Here is a 22,366-nt window from a genome sequence, read left to right as displayed (position 1 = left end):
AGTAGCGGCTTAGGTTTGGTGGTGGTTTCGTTGGGGTCTTTGGCCGGGGTCAATGTGGGGTGGCGGAATGAACCAGGGGATCCCGCTTTTGACCTGGATTTTCCATTGTTCTTTGTGGATGAGGTGGTGGTGATGGGTACAGAGCAGGGTGCCGTTGTCGGTGCTGGTGGTTCCGCCGTGTGACCAGTAGGTGATGTGGTGGGCTTCGCACCAGGGCGCGGGGATGTTGCAGCCGGGGAAGGCGCAGCCGTGGTCGCGGGCGGTGATGGCTTTGCGGATGTGGGGCGGGAAGATCCGAGTGGTGCGGCCGATGTCCAGGATCCGTCCTTCGCTGCCGAGCAGGACTGGGATGATGTCCGCGTCGCAGGCGATCTTGCGGACGGTGGCGGCGGTGACGGGACCGGTGAACACGAATAATCCGGCGCCGGGGATGCGGAGAGGGTCCGGGGTTCCGGTCCCGGGAATGCTGCCAGGGCTGGTGGCCGTGGGTGTTTGGGAGCGGTAGCGGGGTCCTTGTGCTGTGGCGTATTCGAGCCGGTCCAGGAGGTCGCGGTAGTCGATGGTGACCATGATCTGCGGGCGGAGCCCTCCTGCCGCGGGGAGCGTGCCGGTGGCCAATGCTGCCTTGCAGGCGCCGACGAGGCCGTCGAGGAGTTGCTGGGGCCGGGTCCGCCGGTCGAGGTTGGTATCAGGGGCGCTGCCGGTGCCGTGGGTGGCTCCGCCGTCCAGCCCGCTGCCGGTCTCGGTGTGGCTGGTACCGCCGGCGACTGTGTTGTTGGTGTTCTCTGCATCTGTTGTGGAGTGCGTGCGGGGGTTGGTGGCCGTGTTCATGACCGTCAGGAGGTGTTCGTATTGGTCGGGTGTAGCGAAGATTTCCAGGTGGTGCAGTCCGCGGCGTTGTTGGCGGAGGAAGGCGCCTTGCCGGTGGTGGAGTTCGCGTTCGGTGGGTTCGGTGCCGTCCTGGTCGATTGCTTCGGTCCAGCGGCGGGCGATGCGGGTGAGGAAGTCGGCGTCGTTTTCTGCGGCGGCGCGGGTCAGGGCGTGTTCCATCCGGGACGTGGTGTCCTCGGTGGCGTGGTGCCGGACGCGGTCCAGGGCCAGGGTGATGATGGTCGCAGGGCGGGATGCGACGGTCCCCGCGGCAAGGGCGGTAGCGAGGTCCGGGCGTTCGGCGGACTGGGTGTGGCCGGTGATCCCGGGCCGGGGAAGCACCGAGTGTGCGAGCTGGATCCGTCGGTGGGCTTCGGCGGCACTGATTCGGAGCCGGGCACGCAGGAACTCCGCAGTGTTCCGGCACCCGTCATCAGCCGGCGACGCCGGAAAATGCGAAGCAAACGGAACAGCGGGACCGGACGCAGCTGGTGACTCGGTGATGGCCTGGGTGCGGGTGCGGTCCACGGCTCCGGCACCGAGGGTCTGCAGGTACTCCACAGACCGGGAGAGCTCCTCGACCTGGCTGGCGTACTCGGCGGCTTCCGCGTAGCCCGCCATGGCCAGGAAGTCCGGCCCGGCCGCGGCGGCCTCCTTCACAACGGCGATGGCCTCCGCAAGCCCGGCAGCAATAGGCCATTCAGCCCGCGTGAGCAGGGCGGATTGGCCGCCGTGTTCCGCGCCCTGAACCCTAAAAGCTTCCATGGGAATACTCTCTCAAGGGGGTCTGACATTTAAGGTTGGAGGGCTTTGGTGCCAGAAACTCAGCTGGCGGGGGGTTTCAGAACCGAAGCCAACCCCGGTAGCCAGCGAGGTCAGACCAGCCAGGCAACAACCAGCAGCGCGCCCACGCTGAGAATAGTGGTGCAAAGGATGACATCGCGGGCCACGGTGGTGCCGCGGCCGTACGGGGAGGCGAAGAGGAACACGTTCTGGGCAGTGGGGAGCGCGGCCATGATGACGCTGGCGAGGAGATGCTCCCCCTCAAGACCAAACACAAAGCGGCCAAGGACCCAGACAATGAATGGCATCCCGGCGATCTTCAGGAACGTGGCGACGAGCGTTTCGGTCCGCCCGTCACCCTTCTGCAGCGGCGCCCTGCCCGCCAGGGACAGGCCGAACGCCAGCAGCACCATGGGTACCGCACCGCCGGCAAGCATGTCGATCGGCTTCTGCAGGAGGTCGGGTGCCTCCCAGCCCGGAGGCGATGATCATTGGATTGCCGAACGGCTGGAGCAGCACCTTCCGCCATGAGATCTTGGAGCCGGACGCCAGCCCCAGCACCGTGAGATAGAACGGTGCCATGACCAGCAGTTGGACCAGCAGCACCGGCGCCACGTGCTGCGCGGTGCCCACGGCGTAGAGGGAAACCGGAATGCCGATGTTGTTGGCGTTTGCATAGCTGCTGGCCATGGCGCCGACGGCGGTTTCAGCCACGGGCCTGCGGAAGAACAGGAAACTGAGCAGGCAATACAGGAGCCCCACGATCGCTGCGGAGAGAAGCGCCAGCGGGGCATCCGTTCCCAGGGCGGCGCGGATATCGCTGCCGGCCACAACGGTAAAGAGGAGCGCCGGATTGGTGATGTAAAACGCCGTGCGGGTCAGGGCACCCTGGACTTCAGGCCCCAGGATTTTCAGCCGGGCGGCGAAATAGCCCACGGCAATGACGGCGGAGACGATCAGTATTCCGGAGACAACGCCGCCCACAGTGCGCCCTTCTGTTCAATTGTTGGGAGTCCGCACGGCCGACTCCTGTTGTGGGAGGAGCGGCCGTGCGGAAGCTGGGTGGTCGGAGTGCTTCTACCGGACCAGGCAGGGCCGCTTCGGGTCGAACGTCCAGCCGTCGATGTAGTACTGCATGCCGATGCTGTCATCGCGGGCGTCGAGGCCGTGCTGCAGGTACAGCTCGTGCGCCTTGCCCAGGGCATCGCGGTCCAGTTCGATGCCGAGTCCGGGTGCGTCGGGCACCGAGATGGCGCCATCGCGGATCTGCAGCGGGTTCTTGGTGAGCCCCTGCCCGTCCTGCCAGATCCAGTGCGTGTCCAGCGCCGTGATCTCGCCCGGAGCCGCGGCGCCGGTGTGCGTGAACATGGCCAGCGAGATGTCGAAGTGGTTGTTCGAGTGCGATCCCCAGGTCAGGCCGAACTCGTTGCACAGCTGCGCCACCCGGACCGAGCCGTGCATGGTCCAGAAGTGCGGATCGGCCAGCGGGATGTCCACGGCGTTGCTGCGGATGGCGTGCGACATTTCCCGCCAGTCCGTGGCGATCATGTTGGTGGCGGTCTTCAGCCCGGTGGCGCGGCGGAATTCAGCCATCACCTCGCGGCCGGAGAAGCGTCCTTCGGCGCCGCACGGATCCTCTGCATAAGCCACTACGCCCTGCATCCGTTTGCCGAGGCGGATGGCCTCCTCCAGGAGCCAGCCGCCGTTCGGGTCGAGGGTCACGCGTGCCTCGGGGAAGCGCTTGGCGAGGGCAGTGACAACATCAACTTCGTCGTCGCCGGACAGCACGCCGCCCTTGAGCTTGAAGTCGCTGAAGCCGTAGCGTTCCTGGGCAGCTTCGGCCAACGCCACCACTGCCTCCGGCGTCATGGCTTCCTGGCGGCGCAGCTTTTCCCAGCGGTCCGCCGGCGCGTCCTCAACGAGGTAGGGAAGGTCAGTCTTGGCGTGGTCACCGATGAAGAAAAGGTAGCCGAGCATCGGCACGGAGCTGCGCTGCTGGCCGTCGCCGAGGAGTTCAGCGACGGGTACGCCGAGGAACTGGCCGTGCAGGTCCAGCAAGGCGGACTCGACGGCGGTGACGGCGTGGACGGTGGTGCGCAGGTCGAAAGTCTGCAGGCCGCGCCCGCCGGCGTCGCGGTCGGCAAACTCGGCCGCAACCTCCCGCAGCAGGGAACGGTAACGGGCAACCGGCTGGCCGGTGATGAGCGCACCGGCTTCCTCGATGGTGGTCTTGATCTTTTCGCCGCCGGGCACTTCGCCTAGGCCGGTCCGCCCGTCCGAGTCGGTCACGATGACGATGTTCCGGGTGAAGAACGGCCCGTGGGCGCCGCTGAGGTTCATCAGCATGCTGTCGTGCCCGGCGACCGGGACCACTTCCACTTGGGTAATGGTGGGCTGATTGCTCATGCGTTGACCTCTGCATCTGCAGCGACGACGGTGCCGTCGATGCGTCGGTTCAGGTGCCAGGGGTTTTCGTCCTGCAGTGATGCGGGGAGGAGTTCCTGGGGGATGTTCTGGTAGGCGACCGGCCGCAGGAAGCGGTTGATCGCGAGGGTGCCCACGGAGGTGGTGCGGGTGTCGGAGGTGGCGGGGAAGGGTCCGCCGTGGACCATGGCGTGGCCCACTTCGACGCCGGTGGGCCAGCCGTTGACGATGATGCGGCCCACTTTCTGTTCCAGCGCCGGGATCAGGGGCGCCGCCGTCGCGTAGTCCGCCTCGGTGAGCTGCAGGGAAGCGGTGAGCTGGCCTTCGAGCCGGTTGATGGCCTCGAGGAGTTCCTCGGTGGAGGAGTAGCGGATCACCAAAGACGCGGCGCCGAAGATTTCCTCGTGCAGGACATGGTTGGTGACGAAGTCCCGGACCTGCGTGCCGAAGATGGTGGGTGCCGGGGCGTTTTCGGTGGGGCCCTGGGTGCCTTGCCCTACGACGTCGACGCCGGCGGCGGAGCCGAGTGCTTCGGCTCCCTGGTTCCAGGACGCGGCGATGCCTTCGGTGAGCATGGTCTGGCCGGCGCAGGTGGAGATGGCGCGTCCGACGGCGGCAGCGAGTTTGTCGCCCAGTTCGCCTTCGGGGGCGAACAGGAGTCCGGGGGAGGTGCAGAGCTGGCCGGAGCTGCCGGTGACGGCGGTGACGTACTGCTGGGCCAGGGCATCGATCTGCTCGGCGGAGCCGGTGAGGGCGCCTTCGAAGACGAAGACCGGGTTCAGGGAGGACATTTCCGCGTAGACCGGGATCGGTTCGGGGCGCGCGGCGGCGGTGCGCATCAGGGCGATGCCAGCGCTCTGGGAGCCGGTGAAGCCCACGGCCTTGATGGCGGGATCGGCCACGAGGGCCTGGCCGATGCTGGCGCCTGGGCCGTAGATCAAGGAGAAGACGCCGGGGTGCAGGCCGAAGTCCTTGACGGCTTTGGCGATCGCCTGGCCAACGAGTTCGCTGGTGCCGGGGTGGGCGTTGTGGGCTTTGAAGACGACCGGGCAGCCGGCGGCGAGGGCGGAGGCGGTGTCTCCGCCCGCCGTCGAGAAGGCCAACGGGAAGTTGCTGGCACCGAACACCGCGACCGGGCCCAGCGGGATCTGGCGCTGGCGGATGTCGGCCCGGGGCATGGGGGTGCGTCCGGGGAGGGCCGGGTCGATGCGGACGCCGCGGAAGTCGCCTTGGCGGACCACGGCGGCGAAGAGGCGGAGCTGGCCGGTGGTGCGGGCGCGTTCGCCGGTCAGGCGGGCGGCGGGCAGGCCGGTTTCCTGGCCGGCGCGGATGGTGAGTTCCTCGCCGATGGCCTCGATGTTGTCCGCGATGGCCTCGAGGAACGAAGCATGCGTTTCGGGGTCCAAAGTGCTGAAGGAGGGGTAAGCGGCAGCGGCGGCGGAGGTCGCCGTCGTCAGCTGTTCCTCGGTGATCAGCGAATAGGCGGGGTCGAGCTGTTCGTTGGTGGCGGGGTTGAAGCCAAAAGCGGTCTTGCCGCTTCCGGCGACGGGCTGCCCGGCGATCAGGGAATGTCCGGTGAGTGTCACTGTGGTTACTCCTAAGAGGGGGTGATCAAGTGCGGGAGATCAAGGACCAGTTGATCAGGAAATGCTGGCGATGAGGGCCTTGAGGTCTGCGAAGTCCTGCGGTGCCAGGTTCTGCAGCGGCGGACGGACGCCGCCGGCGGAGCGGCCGATTGCGTCCAGGCCGCCCTTGACGATGGACACGGAGTAACCCTTCACGCGGTCGCGGATGTCCAGGTACGGGATGACGAAGTCGTTGAGCTTCTTGTTCACGGCCACGCGGTCGTTGTTGCGGACGTCCTGGTAGAAGTCCAGGGCGAACTGCGGGACGAAGTTGTACATGGCGGACGAATAGGTGCTCATGCCGAGCTGGAGCAGCGGGAGGGCGAAGGTTTCCGCAGTGGGAAGGCCGCCGAGGTAGAAGAGGCGGTCGCCGAGCTTGGCGTACACGCGGGCATCGTGTTCAAGGTCGCCCACGCCATCCTTGAAGCCGATCAGGTTTTCGTGCCGGTCCGCGAGGGTGGCCACGGTGGTGTCCTTGTAGATGGCGTTGGCGCGGTTGTAGATGATGACGCCCAGGGACGTGGAACTGCAGATGGCGCTGACGTGATCAATCAGGCCGCCCTGGTCCGCTTCGGTCAGGTAGGGCGGGAGGAGCAGGAGGCCGTCGGCGCCGGCTGCCTCTGCAGCTTTGGCATTCTCGATGGCCTGGGCCGTGGAGCCGCCGGCCGAGGCGAGAACGGGGACAATGCTGCCAACTTCGTCGACGGCGGCGCGGACCACACGCTCAGATTCTGCCGGTGTGAGGGAGAAGCCTTCGCCGGTACCGCCCGCTGCGAACAGGCCAGCAACGGGGAAGCTCGCCTGCCAGGCAAGGTGCTTACGGTAGTTTTCCTCGTCGAACTGCAGCTGCGCATCGAACGCGGTCACCGGGAACGACAGCAGGCCTTCCTTGAGGGTGTCTGCCAATTCCTGGGGGGTGTACTTTGCCACGATGTTGTCCTCTGTCTGAATGCCGCGTGGTGACTGCGTCGGAGCGGCTGGATGCTGATTCCTGTCCAGAGTAGGCAGCCAACATGATGCCTGTCTAAGGTTCATTTCGTATCGATTGATACCCGGAAGGCATCATCATGCCGAAGCCTGGTGCCGCTAATCCGTCCTGAATTCCAGGTCCCTCAGGAGCCGCCGCAGGGCGGGGTTGGCCACCTTGCGGTTCCAGATGGCGTGAAGCTCCACCGGTTCCTCCCCGCTGGCGCCGGCCAGCGGAAGGAATTCCACGCCCTTGATGGCCAGCAGGGTGGCCGAGTGCGGGACAAAAGCCACACCCCTCTTGGCCGCCACCAGCGAGACCATCGTCAGAATCTGGCTCACTGTATGAACCACGTTTCCGTGCTGGATGGAGTGCATCCGGATGACCAGATCGTAGAAGTAGGCGGCCTTGGTGGGGGAATGCATAATGATGGGCTCGTCCCGGAGGTCATCGTCCGCTACGGGCCCTGAAAGTTCAGCCAGGCGGTGGCCGGTTGGTACGGCCAGCACCATTGCCTCGCGGTAGAGCAGGTGCGAATCGAAAACCTCGCGGTCGAACGGTGGGCGGGCCAACCCAAGATCGAGCTCACCCGTCAGCAGCCGCTGGATCTGTTCCCCGGTCACCAGCTCCTGGAGATCGATGTCCACCTCCGGCACGATGGACGCGATTTCCTCCAGGAGCGGTCCAAGGATGCTGAAGCCACTGGCGGCCGTAAACCCCACCCGCAATACCCCCGAGCGGCCGGTGGCGATCCGGCGGGCAGTGACAGGGGCCCGCTGCGCCAGGGCCATGAGCCGCTTGGCTTCGTCCAGGAAAGCAGCCCCGGCCGGAGTGAGCTGCACCTTGCGGTTATCGCGTTCCAGCAGTTCGGTGCCGATGCTCTTCTCCAGTTTCTGGATCTGGCGGCTGAGCGGGGGCTGGGTCATATTCAGCTTCTCTGCTGCCCGTCCGAAGTGAAGCTCCTCCGCGACCGCGATGAAGCCGGCCAGTTGGTCGAAAGTAAACATGATGCCTTTCGGGTATCACTTGATGCATATTAGGGCTTAGACATGCATCATAACGCCTCTCTATAGTCGGTGAGCGAGCCAGAAGTGATTCGGTTCACAGCGAAGTACCGGGTTTGCCCCGAATCTCTATGAGGAGTACCAATGATGCACTTCCCCACACGCCGCACCCTTCTGGGCGCGGCCTCCGCCGTCACCCTGCTGGCGCTTACTGCCTGCGGCAACGTGGCCGGCGGCGCTACGGCTGATTCCGCCAAATACCCCACCGGCCCCGTGAGCCTCTCGGTGGGCCAGGCAGCAGGCGGCAGTACCGACCTCATCGCCCGGGCCCTCGCCGAAGGCGCTTCCAAGACGCTCGGCCAGCCGATGCCTGTAGTGAACAAGCCCGGCGCCAACGGTGCCCTGGCCACCAAGGAAGTTGCGGGCAAGCCTGCAGACGGCCAGGAACTGGTCCTGCTCAACGCGTCCCTGATCACCATCACGCCCCTGGCTGTCTCCGCCGATGAGGCCGTGAACATCGACGACCTGGACATCATTGCCGGACTCTCGCAGGACGATTACGTCCTGGTTGCCAGCACCGAGTCCGGGTTCAAGACGTTCAAGGATGTAGCCGACGCCGGCCGCAACGTCACCTTCGGCACCACCGGCGTGGGCACCGGAAGCCAGCTGGCCCAGACCGTGCTCTTCAAGCAGGCTGACGTCAAGGGTACGGATATCCCTTTCGACAGCGGAAAGCCCGCCCTGACGGCAGTGCTCGGCAACCAGGTGGAGCTTGCCACCATCCAGCTCGGCGAAGCGATGCCGCAGATTCAGGCCGGAAAGGTCTCACCGCTCCTGGTCTTCTCTGAGGAACGCACCAGCTTCCTCCCGGACACTCCTACGGCAAAGGAAGCCGGTTTCGACGTTCCCGTTGCCCAGTACCGGGCAGTGGCTGCCCCGAAGGGCACACCGCAGGAGGTCAAGGACAAGCTTCTCGCGTCGTTCCAGGAAGCCTTCAAGTCAGACGCTTACAAGGAGTTCAACAAGAAGAACTCGCTGACGCCGAAGGAAATCTCCGGCGAAGAAGTTGTGACCGAGTGGAAGAGCTACGCAGCAAAGTACAAGGAACTGGTGGAGAAGTACGACATCAGCCTCAGCGGAACTAAGTGATTCCTGTGAAAGGAACACCCGCAGTGCCCGCCGGAGGCAGCCACGAAACGGCTGCCTCCGGCGGGAAGGCCCCCCACGCCATTTCGGACGAGCTCCTTGATGACCTGACGCCGGAACAGCTTGCCGCCCAGTGGGAAGAAGAAAAGCCACCCGCAGCAGGAGCCCTGGCCAACGCCGCATCATCCCTGGTGGTCCTTGCAGTTGGCATCGCAGCAGCAGCCCTGTCCATAACGATGGGGCTTGGCACCCCGGACAAACCCCAGCCCGGCCTCTGGCCCTTCGTCATCAGCACCGTCATGGTGGCCCTGGGACTGTTCCAGCTGATCGCTGGGCGGCACAACCGGGATGCGGAAAAATTCACCCGCATGTCCACCGCACCGCTGACAGGGCTCGTAACGCTCGCCGCCATGGTGTCGCTGATGCCCCTGATCGGCTTTGAACTGCCGGCCCTGGTGCTCTGCATCATCTGGATGCGCTTCCTGGGTGGCGAAACGTGGCGCTCAACGCTGGTAGTCAGTGCCGCCGTCGTGATTTCCTTTTACGCGATTTTCGTCCTCGCCCTCAACACCTCCGTCCCCCACCTCTTCTAGGAGACCCCCGTGGATTTTCTGAATCCCGTTATTAACGGATTTGCGGTTGTCCTGGAGCCGACCAACCTCCTGTACTGCCTGATCGGCGTGGTGATCGGCATGCTGATCGGTGTGCTGCCCGGACTGGGGCCCGCGGCAACCATCGCCATCCTTCTTCCGCTCACATACAACGTGGAGCCCGTCACCGCCATCATCATGCTGGCCGGCATCTTCTACGGCGCCCAGTACGGCGGCACCATCACCTCCGTGCTGCTGCGCCTTCCCGGTGAAGCGTCCTCGGTTGTCACCGTTTTCGACGGTTACCAGATGGCCAAGCAGGGCAAAGCCGGCACCGCACTGGGGGTGGCATCGATCGGCTCCTTCATTGGCGGCACCGCAGCCATCATCGGCCTGACCTTCCTGGCGCCCATCGTGGCCAGCTTCGCCCTGGACTTCGGCCCGCCCGAATACACGGCCCTGGCACTGCTCGGCATCCTCCTCGTGGCAACCATCAGCAGCGGTTCGAAAGCCAAGGCGCTTATCGCCGCGGCCCTGGGACTTTTGCTCGCCACGGTGGGCCGCGACATCTTCACCGGCGAAAGCCGCTTCACGTTCGGCAGCCTGCAACTGGCCGACGGCATCGATTTCGTGCCGATCGCCATGGGCATCTTCGGCCTCGGTGAGATCCTCTACAACCTGGAGGAACGCCACCGGGCCGCGAAGGCGCCGTCCAAGGTCACCAACGTCTGGCCCTCACGCAAGGACCTCAAGCAGGCCTCCGGTGCAATCGGCCGTGGCTCCGTCCTCGGCTTCTTCCTGGGAATCCTCCCCGGCGGCGGCGCCACCATTGCCTCCATGGCCTCCTACGCGATGGAGAAAAAGCGGGCCAAGCAGCCGGAGCGTTTCGGCAAGGGTGCGCCCGAGGGTGTGGCCGGCCCGGAAACGGCCAACAACGCCGCCGCCACCTCGTCCTTCATCCCGCTGCTGACCCTCGGCATCCCCGCGAATGCCACCATGGCGCTGATGTTCGGTGCCCTGCTGATCCAGGGGGTCACCCCCGGGCCGCAGCTGGTGGAGCAGAACCCGGAGCTCTTCTGGGGCGTGGTGAACTCCATGTACATCGGCAACATCCTGCTGCTGATCATGAGCCTGCCGCTGGTGGGAATCTTCGTGAAAATCCTCCGCGTCCGGGCAGCCATCCTGGCGCCGGTCACCGCGCTGATCACCTTGCTGGGTGCCTACACCATCAACAACAGCATGTTCGATGTCACCCTCGTAGTGGTCTTCGGCATCGTGGGCTACCTCATGAAGAAGTTCGGCTTCGAACCGGGTCCGCTCGTGCTGGCCTTCGTCCTGGGCGAACTGCTGGAAAGCTCCATGCGCCGCTCCCTGCTGGTCTTCGGCGGCGATCCCCTGGGCTTCTTCGGCCGTCCCATTTCGGCCACCCTGCTGCTGGTCTTTGTCCTGGTAGCAGTGCTGCCGGTCATCCGCGGTGCCATCGCGAAGCGCAAATCATCTAATGCACCACCAGCCGTCACACCGGACATCAAGGAGAAGGTATGAGCATCATCGTCGGATTCGTCCCCACCCCCGCAGGGGATGCCGCCCTCGTAGCCGGCATCGCCGAAGCAAAGCTGCGCAATGAGGACCTGGTGATCGTCAACTCGGCCAGGGAAGGCGCCCTGGTGGACAAGTCCGTCGCGTCGGAGGACGTGATGGAGAGGGCAGCCGCCCGTGCCGCGGAGGCAGGGGTCCGTGCCACAGTGATCCAGCCGCCGTACCTGCATGATCTGGCCGATGAGTTCCTCGATGTGGCCCGGGAGGCCAACGCCTCGTTGATCGTCATCGGCCTGCGGCACCGCACCCAGGTGGGCAAATTCATCCTGGGCAGCCACGCCCAGCGGATCCTGATGCAGGCGGACCGCCCCGTCCTGGCTGTCAAGGCTGACGGAGCCCACTTCTAAGGTGGAAAATAAGCATGCTTACCAATAGGCTGGCGAACGGGGAACTTCCCCTGCAACCCAGAACGAGGTGAGAGCATGACGGACACTGAGAAGATCGGCAAAGTTACGGACATCATCAACGATTCCCATATCGGAATGTTGACCACCATCAATGAAGAAGGCGCCCTCGTCAGCCGGCCGCTGGCCGTTCAGGATGTGAAGGACGACGGCGACATGTGGTTCTTCACGGGCCTCAGCACCTCGCAGGTCGCCCATGTCCGCGCGGACCCGCGCGTGAACGTATCGTTCGGCAAGAGCACGGAGTGGGTTTCCGTGGCCGGAACCGCCGAAGTGATCACGGACCGCGCCAAGATCCACGAAATGTGGAACCAGGTGGTGGAGGCGTGGTTCCCGGACGGCCCGGACACCCCCGAGGTGTGCCTGCTCCGCGTCGATTCGGACTCCGCGGAATACTGGACCAGCCCCGGCGGTACCGCTGCTACGGTGCTCCAGTGGGTGAAGTCCAAGGTGACCAACAGCCGCATGAGTGTTGGCGAAAGCGGCACCGTCGAGCTGTAATCCGCTCTGCGGACCAAGCCGGGCGGCAGCTCTCGCCGCTGCCCGGCTTCACCGTTGCCCGGCTTCACCGCAGGAAGATGTAGAAGACCAGCGCCAGGCCGGGACCCAGGGCCTGTCCGATTGCACTGATGAGCAGGCGCTTTTCGGTGATCCACAGCCAGATGCCCAGCAGGAACTGGCTCGCGCAGCAGAAAAGCACGATCGCTGAGCCGGCGGTCGCATCGCCTGAGACATTCACCATCCACAGGCCTGAGGCAATGCCCAGCGCAAAGGTGATGTTGTAGGCACCAATGTTCATGGCCCACATGCGCACGGCCGGAACATCATCGGGCTTAATCAGAAAAATCCTGAAAAAGCGGCGGTCGCCGTGACGGAAAATCTCCAGTAATCCGACGCCGAACAGGGTGAGGGCGGTGGTCCCGGCGAAAATCTGGCTCAGTAGATTCATCTGTCCCCTCCGTACCCGAGGCCGCCGTTGCGTTGCCTTACTGCGCAGGTTACGCCGCGTAGGCAGGGCTCATCAAGGGATCGCTGTGGCCGTCGGTCCGCTGCGCTAGTCGCGCAGGCTGCCCGGCTTCGGCACTATGTTTTCGATAACAAAATGGCTAATATGAGATCGATAACATTTTGAATCGATACAACCCGAGGACCCTCAATGACGAACGCTCCCGTGCTCATTAACGACAACGGTGCCTGGTGCTGGTTCCAGGACGAGCGTGCGCTGGTGGATCCGGCCAACAACACACTGCTGGTGGGGTCGGTGGCTGCGCCCGAGGGGCCGGGAGGCGAAAGCCGCGGCGGCAACATCGAGATTGCTGTCCTGGACCTGGCGACCGGCGAAAGCCGCGTCCACGTGCTCCACGGGCAGCTCGAATCGGACGATCACAATGTCCCTGCCCTGCTGATCCGTCCGGATGGGCGGTACCTGGCGATGTACGCCAAGCACAAGACGGACAACTACTCCCGCTGGCGCGTCTCGGTCCGGCCGCACGATGCCAGCCAGTGGGAGCCGGAGCAGGTCTTCGACTGGACCGAACTGGCTGACGGCCGCGGCGCCACCTATTCCAACCTGCACCGGCTCGCCGCTGAGTCCCGGACGTACAACTTTGTCCGCGCCATTAACGATGATCCCAGCCTGATGGTGTCCGACGACGACGGCAGCACGTGGAGCTACGGGGGCAAGCTGTTCACCCGTCCCAAGGTGGGCTACGTCAACGGCTACACCCGGTACAGCTCAAACGGCACGGACCGGATCGACCTGATCACCACGGACCACCACCCCAGGGACTACAACAACAGCATTTATCACGGCTACGTCCAGGGGGATGCGCTGCATGCTGCCGACGGGCAGGTGGTCAGCAAACCTGTGATCGGCTCGGCCGGGGTTAACCAGAATGTGCTCACCACCATTTTTGCGGCCGGCACGGAGATCGACGGCGACGTCCTCACGCACGGCTGGACCGCCGACCTGCGGCGGCAGGGCAACCAGCTCGGGGCGATCCTCACCTGCCGCGCCAACGATGTCAACGGTGCCCTCGGGCGGGTCCAGCCGCTCGACGTCGACGATCACCGGCTGCTGTACGCGCGCTTTGACGGTTCGGCATGGACCCTGCATCCGCTCGCCGTCGCCGGGCCCGGCTACCTCCCGCACGAGCAGGAGTACACGGGCCTGGGCGCCGTGGATCCGTACGATCTCGACCACGTCTACATCTCCACGCCGGTGGATCCGCGCTCCGGCGAGCAGACGCATCACTACGAGATCTATTCAGGACGCACGGCCGACGGCGGCGCGAGCTGGGACTGGGAGGCCGTCACCGCCGGTTCGGGTGCTGACAACCTCCGGCCGATAGTGGTTCCGGGGGATGAAAACGTCCATGCCGTGTCCTGGTTTCGCGGTTCCATGAGGTCTTCGCAGGCCTTTGAAACAGAAATCGTGGCGATCCTGGGAACGAACCGCACTAAGTAGCTGGCCGGGCAGCCCTCAGCCTTCGTCGCAGAGCAGGTGGTACCAGTTATCGGCGAGGACCTCGAGGGCATGCTCGCGGTTGGGTTCGAACTTGCGCCGGGTCCAGAGCGTGGCCACGTAATCCAGGGCGGTGAAGGCCAGGGTTCCGCGGATGTGGCGGGTTTCCGCCGCGAAGCGCCCGGCCTGCTCCATTCCGCGGACAAGGTCAAGGATGACCTCTTCGTGCCAGCCCTCCACCATGGCCCGCATCTCGCGGTCCACGGCGGCGGCCTCGTCGAGCACGTCGAGGTAGGGGCGGAAGACCGGCCACAGCGCCGCCCGCGACTCCAGCCAGGCCAGGATGCCCGGCAGTTCACCGGCGCGCACCACGTCAACGAGATCGGCCGCCGTCGAACCGCTGTCCGGGCCGTCCGCGCGGTCCAGCACCTCGTTGACGCGTGCCATAAAATCCCGCATCAGATCACTGCGGGAGGGGTAATACGCGTAGAACGTAACGCGCGTGGTTCCGGCCGCGGCGGCGATCTCGTCGATGGTGGTGGCCGCGTAACCCTTCTCGGTGAAGAGCGCCAGGGCCCGCTCCACGATTACGTCGCGGGTGAGTTTCTTCTGAGCTTCTCGCAGCGACGACATAGGTCAATCCTAACGGCGGGGGTGCTGGGTCATGCACTGGCGGGGTCAGACCCGGGCGGGTGCGGCCGGACGCAGCGCAGCGGGACCGCCGCCGGCCAGGCGCCGCAGTTTGGGGATGGGGATCCGGTAGTTGATGGCGGCGGCGGTGCCGGCGCCGTCGTCGTTCTGCCACCGCATCAGCACCGAATCCGGCTCAGCGCCCGGTTCGCAGTAATCGGGGGCGCCCACCACTGGCGTGAAGCCTACCGATTTGAGCGACAGGCCGAACGCTTCCGTCCAGAAATACGGCTGGAAGCTGAACTCGGGTGAGGCGTCGCCCTTGAACAGGCCGACGGCGGCGACCTTGGCTTGGTCGATGGCGCTCGTCCACAGGGGAACCCGCTGGATGCCGCGGCTGGTGGGGAAGAATGCGACGTCGCCGGCGGCCACGATTTCCGGCCGGACCCGGCCGCGGGAGTCGACCCGCAGCGAGCCGTCAGTGAGGAGCCCAGAGCCGGCCAGCCACTCGATATTGGGCTCATCGCCCACAGCAGTGACCACAAGATCAGCCTCGAGCTCGGTGCCGTCTGCCAGGACAACCCGCGTTCCGGTGCCGTGGTCCACAACCCGGGCCTTCCCGCCGCCCACCACCTTCAGCCCACGCCGGATGGCCGCGGAAGTGAAGATGTCAGCCAGGTGTCCGCCCAGCTGACGCGACAGCGGCGTGACATCGGAGACGAGGGTGACATCGCAGCCCACGTGCAGGCAGCCGGAGGCGACCTCCATGCCGAGCGGGCCGCCGCCGATGACGATGACCGAGGGCCGCGATGCCACACGCTCCTTGAGGAGGATGGCGTCCTCGATGGTGCGCAGGGTGAGCTCCGCTGAGCCGTGGGGTCCGCCGTCGCTCTCTTTTTCAGATCCCGGAGCGAGGCGCCTCGCCCGGGAGCCGGAGGCGATGACCAGGCCGTCATACGGCAGCTCACCGCCTCCGGCCAGGCGGACCAGCCGGGCGTCGACGTCCAGGCCCGTGGCGCTGACGCCGAGCAGTTCGGTTGCTTCGTGGGTGGGCTCGGGGAGTTCGTGCGCCTGGAGGGCGTCGCCGCTGTTCCCGTCGGCACCATGCAGCAGCGCCTTCGACAGGGCGGGCCGGCTGTACGGCTGGTGGCGTTCGGCGCCCACCACCGTGAGCTCGCCGTCGAAACCGGCAGACCGCAGCGAATCGCACGCCGTCAGTCCGGCGATGCCGTTGCCCACCACCACGATCCGGCGCATGGTCATGCTGCGACCAAACGGAGGGCGGCCACCGGGCAGATCCTGACCGCAGCCTTCGCAGCATCAAGCTCGGCCCCATCCACCTCCGGGACGTCGATCACCAGGTCGCCGTCGTCATCGAGGTGCATCAGCTTGGGTGCGGCCTCCTCGCAGAGGCCGTGTCCCTCGCAGCGCGGCCGGTCCAGTTCGATCCTCATGCTGCCACCACCTTGGTGACCTCCAGCTTCTCGATGCTGCGGGTGATGTTGCTCGGCTCGCGCACCTCGTCCCCGACGGCCAGCGATTCCACCCTGCGGGCCAGGGCCTCGATGATGGCGTGGGCCTCGAGTTTCGCCAGGCCCTGGCCGGCGCAGCCGTGCGGACCGTAGCCGAAGGACAGGTGGTCCACGGGGTTGCGCGCCACGTCAAAGGCATCGGGATTGTCGTAGTGCCGCGGGTCGCGGTTTCCGGCGCCGAAGAGGATGCCTACCTGGGCGCCGGCGGGGATGGTGACGCCGTCGATCTCCACATCGCGGGTTGCCTTCCGGCCCCAGATGTGGACCGGCGCCCAGTAACGCAGCACCTCGGCGAACGCTGCGGGGACGAGTTCCGGGTTTTCCCGGACCAGCTTGAACTGCTCCGGGTGGCGGCCGAACAGCGCAATGATGTTCCCGATCGAGGCGATGGTGGTATCGACGCCGGCCCCGAGGTACTGGTGGATGATGTGCCCTGCCGAGCCTGCCGGAATATCGCCCCGGGTCTCGGCGTCGAAAATGCCGCGGCCGATGGAGCCGGGCGCCAGGTCTTCAGCGGTGACTGACGAGCACCAGCCGTAGAGCTCACCGGCAATGGGGAAGCTTTCCTGCGTGCGCTGGTTCAGCGGGCCGATGACCTGCATGGCGGCCTGGCCCCAGCGCAGCATGTTGTCCTTCACATGGCCCTGGAAGCCGATGAGATCGGCAACGATTTCGATCGGAAAGGCCCGGGCCAGGGAATCGATGGCTTCGAAGCTGCCGCTGGCGGCGAGTTCTGCCACCAGCTTGTCGGCCTTTTCGTCGATGACCACTTTCAGGCCACGGAGTGCACGGGGAGTGAGGTTCTGCGAGAGCGTGGCGCGAAGCTGCGTGTGCACGGGCGGATCGGAGGCGAGCGAGGTGCCCTGGAGCGCCTCGTTCACCATGGGGTTGAAGCCGATGCTGGTGGAGGAGAAGGTCTCCGGATCGCCCAGGGCGTCGCGGATGGCGTCGTAACGGGTCAGGACGTACAGATCGTTCTTGGGCAGGTGGACGACGGCGGCCTGCTCGCGGAGCGAGGCGTAGGTGGGGTAGGGATCGACGAGGATGGCGTCATCCCAGATGTCGATGTCTGACTCGAGGGGTGCACTCATGGTGTTCTCCTTGCGGGTTGGTGGGTGGTCGGCCGGGTCGGCGGGCGTCAGTCTTAGACGGTCGCTTCGGCGTTGGCTTCGGTGGTATCCGCGATGGCATCGGGCGTGGGCGCCGAGGTCCGTGCGGAGATGAAAAGGGTCAGAACGGCGGAGAGGACTGCGGCAATACCGGCGGTGAGGTACACGGCCTGGAAACCCTGGCCCAGCGAGGTCCCTGCCACGCCCTGGATCTGCGGCTGTGCGCCGTTGATGGCCTTGACCATGCCGTCCACGGCCTGTGCGGGTGCGCCGCCTGCGCTGTTGCCTGGCCGGTGAACTGTGCGATCACGCCGTCCCAGCCGGAGAGGAAGCCCAGCGGCGGCACGTTTGCCAGCCCGCTGACGGCCTCTGCCGGCAGTCCTGCCCCGCTGAGAATCCCGGCAAGGGGACCCGCGAAGGCTGTGGCTCCGATGCCGAAGGCGATGGCTGAGCCGACGACGGGGCCGAGGGCGAAGCCCAGATCGCGCAGGAGGTTGGTGGTGGCTGATGCCATGCCGATCTGCTGCGGCGGGACGGTGTTGATGGCAACAGCGGTGACGGATCCGACCGTGAGGGCGAACCCGATGCCCAGCACCAGCAGCGGCGGGATGAAGGCAGTCCACGGGGTGCCGCCGAAGGCCTCGGGAGTGCCCAGGGCGAAGGTGGAGAGCCAGAATCCGGAGACGGCCATCAGGGCGAAGCCCGCGGTGAGGACCCAGCGCGGGGCCACGTGGTGGATGAGCCAGCCCACCACCGGGATGAAGGCGAACGCGGGGCCCTGGATGAAGACGAAGAGCACACCGATCTTCCAGGTCTCGGCAAGGGCAAGTCCGCTGACGGCGACGCTCGTGCTGAAGCAGATAGCGAGAAAGGCGAACATGCCCGTGACGGCAACGATGCCGGTGATGGAGTATGAGCTGTTTTTGAACAGCGACAGGTGGATCAGAGGCTCAGCAGTGCGTGATTCGATGACGACGAACGCGGCCAGGAGGACAGCGCCCACGACGTAGCTTGCAATCACCTGCGCGCTGCCGAAGCCTGCATCCACTGCTGTGACCGTGGCGTAGAGGACGGCGATCAGGCCGAGCGCGAGCGTGAACTGGCCGGGCAGGTCCAGCTTGCGGCCCTCGGCGGCGGCGGAATCCTTGGCCCGGAGCGCGACGATAAGGACGAGTACGGCGATGGCGGCCGCCACCAGGTAGGCCGCCCGCCAGCCGCTGAAGGCGTTGGGTGCGCCCGGCGCAGCGCCCGGGACTGTGAAGAACTGAGCCGTGAAGCCGGCGAGCACCGGGGAGATTACCGCCCCGAGGGACAGGAATCCTGCCCAGGTGGCGATCACCTTAGCCCGGGCGCGGTGGTCCGGGGTGATCGCCGCGATCATGGATAGCGAGATCGGGAACAGGATGCCCGCGCCGATGCCGCCCACAGCCTGGGCGAAGATCATCATTTCGGTGGTCTGCGCCAGCGCTGCCAGCACTGAGCCGACAACACTGACTGCGGCTCCGACATAGAGCAGCTTCTTGCGCCCGAACATATCGCCCAGGAGACCCCAGCTGAGCTCAAACACCACGATGCCCATGAGGAACATGCCTGCGATCCAGGTCAGGCCGGCACCGGAGGTGCGGAATTCGACGGCGAACGTGCCGCTGAGGGCACCTGGCAGGGCGTTGGTGATCTGGGCCAGGGTGACCGCGCTGTAGGCGGCTATGAAGGTGGCCCGTATTGAGCCGGGGCTCTGGACCAAGGGGATCTGACTCATCGATGAAACTCCTTTGTTTCCGGGTAGATGTGGCGCTCCCCACAGTGTGGCTTATAACTTTACATAGTGTCAAGGAACTTTGCGAAGCGTTGTTTTCCTAAGCATTCTGATTATTTGGCCCTTACGCTCCGACTATTTGCTTGACACCATGTAAAGGATTGTGTGATGCTGGCTACACCGCAAGGGAGCGATGGCTCGGTCATTCTCCGCGGCGCCCCCCGCATTTCAGTTCCCAAATCTTCAAGGGAGAAGCCAAGTGAGTAACACCATCCCCGTCGGTACCGGCGATGCGTCCCGCGCCGCGTCCGGGCAAACCGTCAACACGGTCCTGGGCCCCGTCCCCGCCGCTGAACTCGGAGTCGTCGCGGTCCACGAGGCCCTGCTGTCAGTACTTCCCGGCGCCCAGTACGCCCCGGACATTTCCATGGACCGCGCGGAGATCTACGAGGCACTCGCCGCGAAGCTCATCGATTTCCGTGAACACGGCGGCCAGACGGTGGTCGACAGCACCGGCATGTTCCACGGCCGCGACCTCAAGCTTTACGAGGCACTGTCCCGCTCCACCGGCGTCCACATCATCGCCTCCACCGGGCTCGGCCCGGAAGAGGAACTGGGCGGCTACTTCCTGACGCCGCAGACCAACCCGCCCACCGCCTGGCCCGCCGAAAAGTTCGCCGACCTTTTCGGCAAGGAGGTCACTGAGGGCATGGTGATTCCCCGCGTGGAACGCCGCGCCGCCGCCGGCATCGTTGCCACCGTCGCCGACCGCGCCGGAATGACCCCGACCGAGGAGAGCCTCTTCCGCGGTTCCGCCCGCGCCGCCAGCAGCACCGGCGTCGCAGTTTCCATCCGCTTCGGCGCCGATGCGCTGCACGATCTGGACATCGTCCTGAACGAGCAGATCGGAGCCGACCGCGTGCTGGTGGGTGATCTGGACCGCAAGGACGCCAAAGGGGCCGCCATCAAAGTGGCAGGGCGCGGAGCCTTCGTGGGCATCGACCATGTGGGCCTGAATGAGCACGCCGATTACCTCACCGACCATGACCGCGCGGAACTGGTCCTCGAGCTCGTGGAGGCCGGCCATGCCGGCAGGATCATCCTCTCGGGCAACTCGATCGGTGTGGCCAAGGGTGTGGCGGAGTACAACCTGCCCTACAGCCACGTCCTGGCCACGTTTATGCCCTTCCTTAAGTCCCGGGGCCTGAGCGAGGACGACGCCCGCCGGATCCTCGTGGACAACCCGCGCAACCTGCTGATCGTGCGCTAAGCACGCCCCGCCAACAAACTTTCGACACCCTGAGGTGAAGCAATGACCAAGGTCAACACCGTGCTGGGAACCATCCCGGCCGAAGAACTGGAAATCGTGGCGGTCCACGAACACATCGGCTATGGCATGCCCGGGTCCGAGCTGGACACCAAATGGTGGAAGACGCCGGAGCAGGCCTACGAGGAGACCGTGCCGAAGCTCCGGAAATTCCGCGAGTACGGCGGCGGCACCTTCGTGGACGCCACCGGCATCTGCAACGGCCGCGACGTGGACTACTACAAGTCACTGTCCCGGAAGACGGGCGTGCACATCGTGGCCTGCACCGGATTCGTGGGCGGCGACACCGCCCTGCCGCACTTCTCCCGCGCCACCGTTGACTACCTCACGAAGGTGTTCATCCATGAGATCACCGTCGGCATCGGCAACACCGGCGCCAAAGCCGGCGTCATCAAGGTGGGCGTGAGCCGCGGCGGACGGATGACCGAGCTGGACAAGCGGATCTACCGGGCTGCCGCCCGCGCCGCCGTCGTCACCGGAGCTCCGATCCTGACCCACCTGGCCATCGATCCCGAGCCGGCAGTGAGCATCTTCACCGAAGAGGGCCTCCCGCTGGACCGTGTGCTCTTCGGACACGCCGACGACGGCCTGAACGCTCCCGTGACTCCGCACGACTGGATCTACGAACAGGGCGGCCGGATCGGCTTCGACACCTTCGGCTACGATCTCGAACTGCCGGATCCGCCGTTCTGGGGCCGCAAGCGCGCCGAACGCATGGAGCACTTCGTCAAGCTCGTGAACAAGGGCTATGCGGACAAGCTCCTGGTCTCGGCCGACGCAAACTGCAGCCCCCTGGGCTGGCCGGGCGTGAAGGGCCACACCATCAACTACATCTTCGAGGACATGATCCCGGACATGCGTGCCGCCGGGATCGACGACGCCACCCTCAAACTCCTGCTCGAGGACAACCCGGCCGACTTCCTCTCGCTGCACGCCTGACCCCGGACAAAACCCCTAAAACTTACCCCCAGGCGCGGCCTGGCTCAAGAAAGAGACTCACCCCATGAAGGCTGAAGAAACCAAGAACCTCCGGATCGCCATCATCGGCGCAGGCTACGGCGGCGCCGCCGCGGCCAAGGCCCTGAGCCTGCTCGGTGCAGACGTCACTGTCTACGAACAGGCTCCCCAGATGGGGGAGGTGGGCGCCGGCATCGGCCTGCGTCCCGCCACCATGGCCCGTTTCCGCCAGTGGGGCATCTTCGACGCCGTGGCCAACGTCAGCTCGCCGAGTGACTACTTCGAGATCCTCACGGCCACCGGCGATCCGATCATGAAGGACACCTGGCCCGAGTCCGGCGACGAGAAGCAGACCTACCTGATCCACCGCCGCGACTTCATCGAGGCCCTCCTCAGCGTCCTCCCCGAGGGCATGGTGCAGCTCGGCCACAAGCTGCAGGGCATCGAGGAGAAGGACGGCCGCTCCGTCCTGACCTTCACCAACGGGGAAACCGCCGACGCCGATCTGGTGGTGGGTGCCGACGGCATCAAGTCCACGGTGCGCGAGCAGCTGTTTAGCGACAAGGGCCCGGTGTTCTCCGGCGAGCACGCCTACCGCGTAGTGATCTCCGCCGACGACGCCCACGGCATGGTGGTGGACGACAACCTGCGGATGTACATGGGCCGGGGCACCAAGGTCTACCTGCTGCCGCTGCGCCACCGCAACCAGATGTCCTTCGACATCACCGCCCTGAACCCGGACGGCACCTGGGCGCCCTCGATCACCAAGGAAGAACTCCTGAAGACCGTGGAAGGTTTCGACGAGCGCATCGTGGCGATCGCCCGCGGCCTGGATATGGACACCGTCAACATCCGCGCGGTCTACGACATCGACCCCGTCGACACCTGGCACACCGACTCCGTGGTCCTCATGGGCGACGCGGCGCACTCGATGCTGCACCACCAGGGCCAGGGCGCGAACTCCGCCATTGAGGACGCGGGAGCACTGGCCGACGCGCTGGCCGAAGCCGATTCGGTCAAGGAGGCCCTGGCCCTGTTCCAGGCAACCCGGAAGCCGGTGACGGACGAACTGCAGCGCATTTCCCGCCAGGGCTGGAGCGAGGAGGAAGTCAACGATGTCTTCCCGGGCCAGAAGCCCACGTCCCAGCAGCCCGCCGCCCACGCAAAGGCCTGAGCGCC

At 65.6% G+C, this 22,366-nt stretch carries 22 protein-coding genes; 9 read left to right on the top strand and 13 right to left on the bottom strand.

Going from position 1 to position 22,366, the window contains the following annotated elements:
* Positions 1-9: 9 nt before the first annotated feature.
* From ACP7AX_RS12505 to ACP7AX_RS12475, 7 genes are all read right to left on the bottom strand, one after another.
* On the bottom strand, positions 10-1,635 hold the full coding sequence (locus tag ACP7AX_RS12505) for a DUF222 domain-containing protein (protein ID WP_426226731.1): 1,626 nt from the start codon (positions 1,633-1,635) through the stop codon (positions 10-12).
* A 110-nt stretch (positions 1,636-1,745) separates the two neighbouring features.
* Positions 1,746-2,066 carry an AEC family transporter gene (locus ACP7AX_RS12500; RefSeq protein WP_426226730.1) on the bottom strand — a complete coding sequence of 107 codons (321 nt, stop codon included), beginning with the start codon at positions 2,064-2,066 and terminating at the stop codon, positions 1,746-1,748.
* Positions 2,008-2,637, bottom strand: coding sequence for an AEC family transporter (locus tag ACP7AX_RS12495; protein ID WP_426226729.1), 630 nt, complete (start codon positions 2,635-2,637; stop codon positions 2,008-2,010). The genes ACP7AX_RS12500 and ACP7AX_RS12495 overlap by 59 nt, the downstream gene beginning before the upstream one ends.
* Positions 2,638-2,730: 93 nt before the next feature.
* A complete protein-coding gene (locus tag ACP7AX_RS12490) occupies positions 2,731-4,059 on the bottom strand; it encodes an enolase C-terminal domain-like protein (RefSeq protein ID WP_131683552.1) in 1,329 nt (442 codons plus the stop codon).
* Positions 4,056-5,663, bottom strand: coding sequence for an aldehyde dehydrogenase (NADP(+)) (locus tag ACP7AX_RS12485; protein WP_426226728.1), 1,608 nt, complete (start codon positions 5,661-5,663; stop codon positions 4,056-4,058). The genes ACP7AX_RS12490 and ACP7AX_RS12485 overlap by 4 nt, the downstream gene beginning before the upstream one ends.
* Before the next feature lie 54 nt (positions 5,664-5,717).
* Positions 5,718-6,632 carry a 5-dehydro-4-deoxyglucarate dehydratase gene (gene kdgD / locus ACP7AX_RS12480; protein WP_426226727.1) on the bottom strand — a complete coding sequence of 305 codons (915 nt, stop codon included), beginning with the start codon at positions 6,630-6,632 and terminating at the stop codon, positions 5,718-5,720.
* 156 nt (positions 6,633-6,788) lie between these two features.
* On the bottom strand, positions 6,789-7,676 hold the full coding sequence (locus tag ACP7AX_RS12475) for a LysR family transcriptional regulator (protein WP_426226726.1): 888 nt from the start codon (positions 7,674-7,676) through the stop codon (positions 6,789-6,791).
* A 141-nt stretch (positions 7,677-7,817) separates the two neighbouring features.
* On the opposite strand from ACP7AX_RS12475, the gene ACP7AX_RS12470 reads away from it, so the two are divergent.
* The 5 genes from ACP7AX_RS12470 (at position 7,818) to ACP7AX_RS12450 (ending at position 11,913) form a co-directional block, all read left to right on the top strand.
* Complete coding sequence (locus ACP7AX_RS12470) at positions 7,818-8,822, top strand: Bug family tripartite tricarboxylate transporter substrate binding protein (protein WP_426226725.1); 1,005 nt, start codon at positions 7,818-7,820, stop codon at positions 8,820-8,822.
* Between the two features lie 23 nt (positions 8,823-8,845).
* Positions 8,846-9,412 (top strand): tripartite tricarboxylate transporter TctB family protein, encoded by a 567-nt coding sequence (locus tag ACP7AX_RS12465; RefSeq protein ID WP_426226724.1) that lies wholly within the window; start codon positions 8,846-8,848, stop codon positions 9,410-9,412.
* A gap of 9 nt (positions 9,413-9,421) precedes the next feature.
* A complete protein-coding gene (locus ACP7AX_RS12460) occupies positions 9,422-10,954 on the top strand; it encodes a tripartite tricarboxylate transporter permease (protein WP_426226723.1) in 1,533 nt (510 codons plus the stop codon).
* Positions 10,951-11,355 carry a universal stress protein gene (locus ACP7AX_RS12455; protein ID WP_131683559.1) on the top strand — a complete coding sequence of 135 codons (405 nt, stop codon included), beginning with the start codon at positions 10,951-10,953 and terminating at the stop codon, positions 11,353-11,355. The genes ACP7AX_RS12460 and ACP7AX_RS12455 overlap by 4 nt, the downstream gene beginning before the upstream one ends.
* Before the next feature lie 75 nt (positions 11,356-11,430).
* Positions 11,431-11,913, top strand: a complete 483-nt coding sequence (locus tag ACP7AX_RS12450) for a pyridoxamine 5'-phosphate oxidase family protein (RefSeq protein WP_426226722.1) — start codon at positions 11,431-11,433, stop codon at positions 11,911-11,913.
* Between the two features lie 64 nt (positions 11,914-11,977).
* Here the strand turns inward: ACP7AX_RS12450 and ACP7AX_RS12445 are convergent, their stop codons facing one another.
* Positions 11,978-12,361: a DUF1304 family protein gene (locus tag ACP7AX_RS12445; protein WP_426226721.1), complete on the bottom strand. Its 384-nt coding sequence runs from the start codon at positions 12,359-12,361 to the stop codon at positions 11,978-11,980.
* Positions 12,362-12,568: 207 nt separating this feature from the next.
* On the opposite strand from ACP7AX_RS12445, the gene ACP7AX_RS12440 reads away from it, so the two are divergent.
* Positions 12,569-13,879, top strand: coding sequence for a BNR-4 repeat-containing protein (locus tag ACP7AX_RS12440; protein WP_426226720.1), 1,311 nt, complete (start codon positions 12,569-12,571; stop codon positions 13,877-13,879).
* Positions 13,880-13,894: 15 nt separating this feature from the next.
* On the opposite strand, the gene ACP7AX_RS12435 is transcribed toward ACP7AX_RS12440, so the two are convergent.
* The 5 genes from ACP7AX_RS12435 to ACP7AX_RS12415 all read right to left on the bottom strand — a co-directional run bounded on the left by ACP7AX_RS12435 (position 13,895) and on the right by ACP7AX_RS12415 (position 18,906).
* Positions 13,895-14,509, bottom strand: a complete 615-nt coding sequence (locus ACP7AX_RS12435) for a TetR family transcriptional regulator (RefSeq protein ID WP_131683562.1) — start codon at positions 14,507-14,509, stop codon at positions 13,895-13,897.
* Positions 14,510-14,554: 45 nt separating this feature from the next.
* Entirely contained in the window at positions 14,555-15,769 is a 1,215-nt protein-coding gene (locus ACP7AX_RS12430) for an NAD(P)/FAD-dependent oxidoreductase (protein ID WP_426226719.1), read from the bottom strand.
* A complete protein-coding gene (locus tag ACP7AX_RS12425) occupies positions 15,766-15,960 on the bottom strand; it encodes a ferredoxin (RefSeq protein WP_131683564.1) in 195 nt (64 codons plus the stop codon). The genes ACP7AX_RS12430 and ACP7AX_RS12425 overlap by 4 nt, the downstream gene beginning before the upstream one ends.
* Positions 15,957-17,129: a cytochrome P450 gene (locus ACP7AX_RS12420; protein WP_426226718.1), complete on the bottom strand. Its 1,173-nt coding sequence runs from the start codon at positions 17,127-17,129 to the stop codon at positions 15,957-15,959. The genes ACP7AX_RS12425 and ACP7AX_RS12420 overlap by 4 nt, the downstream gene beginning before the upstream one ends.
* 139 nt (positions 17,130-17,268) lie before the next feature.
* A complete protein-coding gene (locus ACP7AX_RS12415) occupies positions 17,269-18,906 on the bottom strand; it encodes an MFS transporter (RefSeq protein WP_426226717.1) in 1,638 nt (545 codons plus the stop codon).
* A gap of 256 nt (positions 18,907-19,162) precedes the next feature.
* On the opposite strand from ACP7AX_RS12415, the gene ACP7AX_RS12410 reads away from it, so the two are divergent.
* The 3 genes from ACP7AX_RS12410 (at position 19,163) to ACP7AX_RS12400 (ending at position 22,361) form a co-directional block, all read left to right on the top strand.
* Positions 19,163-20,173, top strand: a complete 1,011-nt coding sequence (locus tag ACP7AX_RS12410; RefSeq protein ID WP_426226716.1) for a phosphotriesterase — start codon at positions 19,163-19,165, stop codon at positions 20,171-20,173.
* Positions 20,174-20,215: 42 nt separating this feature from the next.
* Entirely contained in the window at positions 20,216-21,169 is a 954-nt protein-coding gene (locus ACP7AX_RS12405) for a phosphotriesterase family protein (protein WP_426226715.1), read from the top strand.
* Between the two features lie 64 nt (positions 21,170-21,233).
* Complete coding sequence (locus ACP7AX_RS12400; RefSeq protein WP_426226714.1) at positions 21,234-22,361, top strand: FAD-dependent oxidoreductase; 1,128 nt, start codon at positions 21,234-21,236, stop codon at positions 22,359-22,361.
* Positions 22,362-22,366: the final 5 nt, after the last annotated feature.

Origin of the sequence: Pseudarthrobacter sp. DSP2-3-2b1, assembly GCF_049895945.1 — a bacterium.
Taxonomy (GTDB): domain Bacteria; phylum Actinomycetota; class Actinomycetes; order Actinomycetales; family Micrococcaceae; genus Arthrobacter.
Note: the sequence above shows the minus strand (reverse complement) of the source record. Positions and strands in the feature narration are given on the sequence as shown.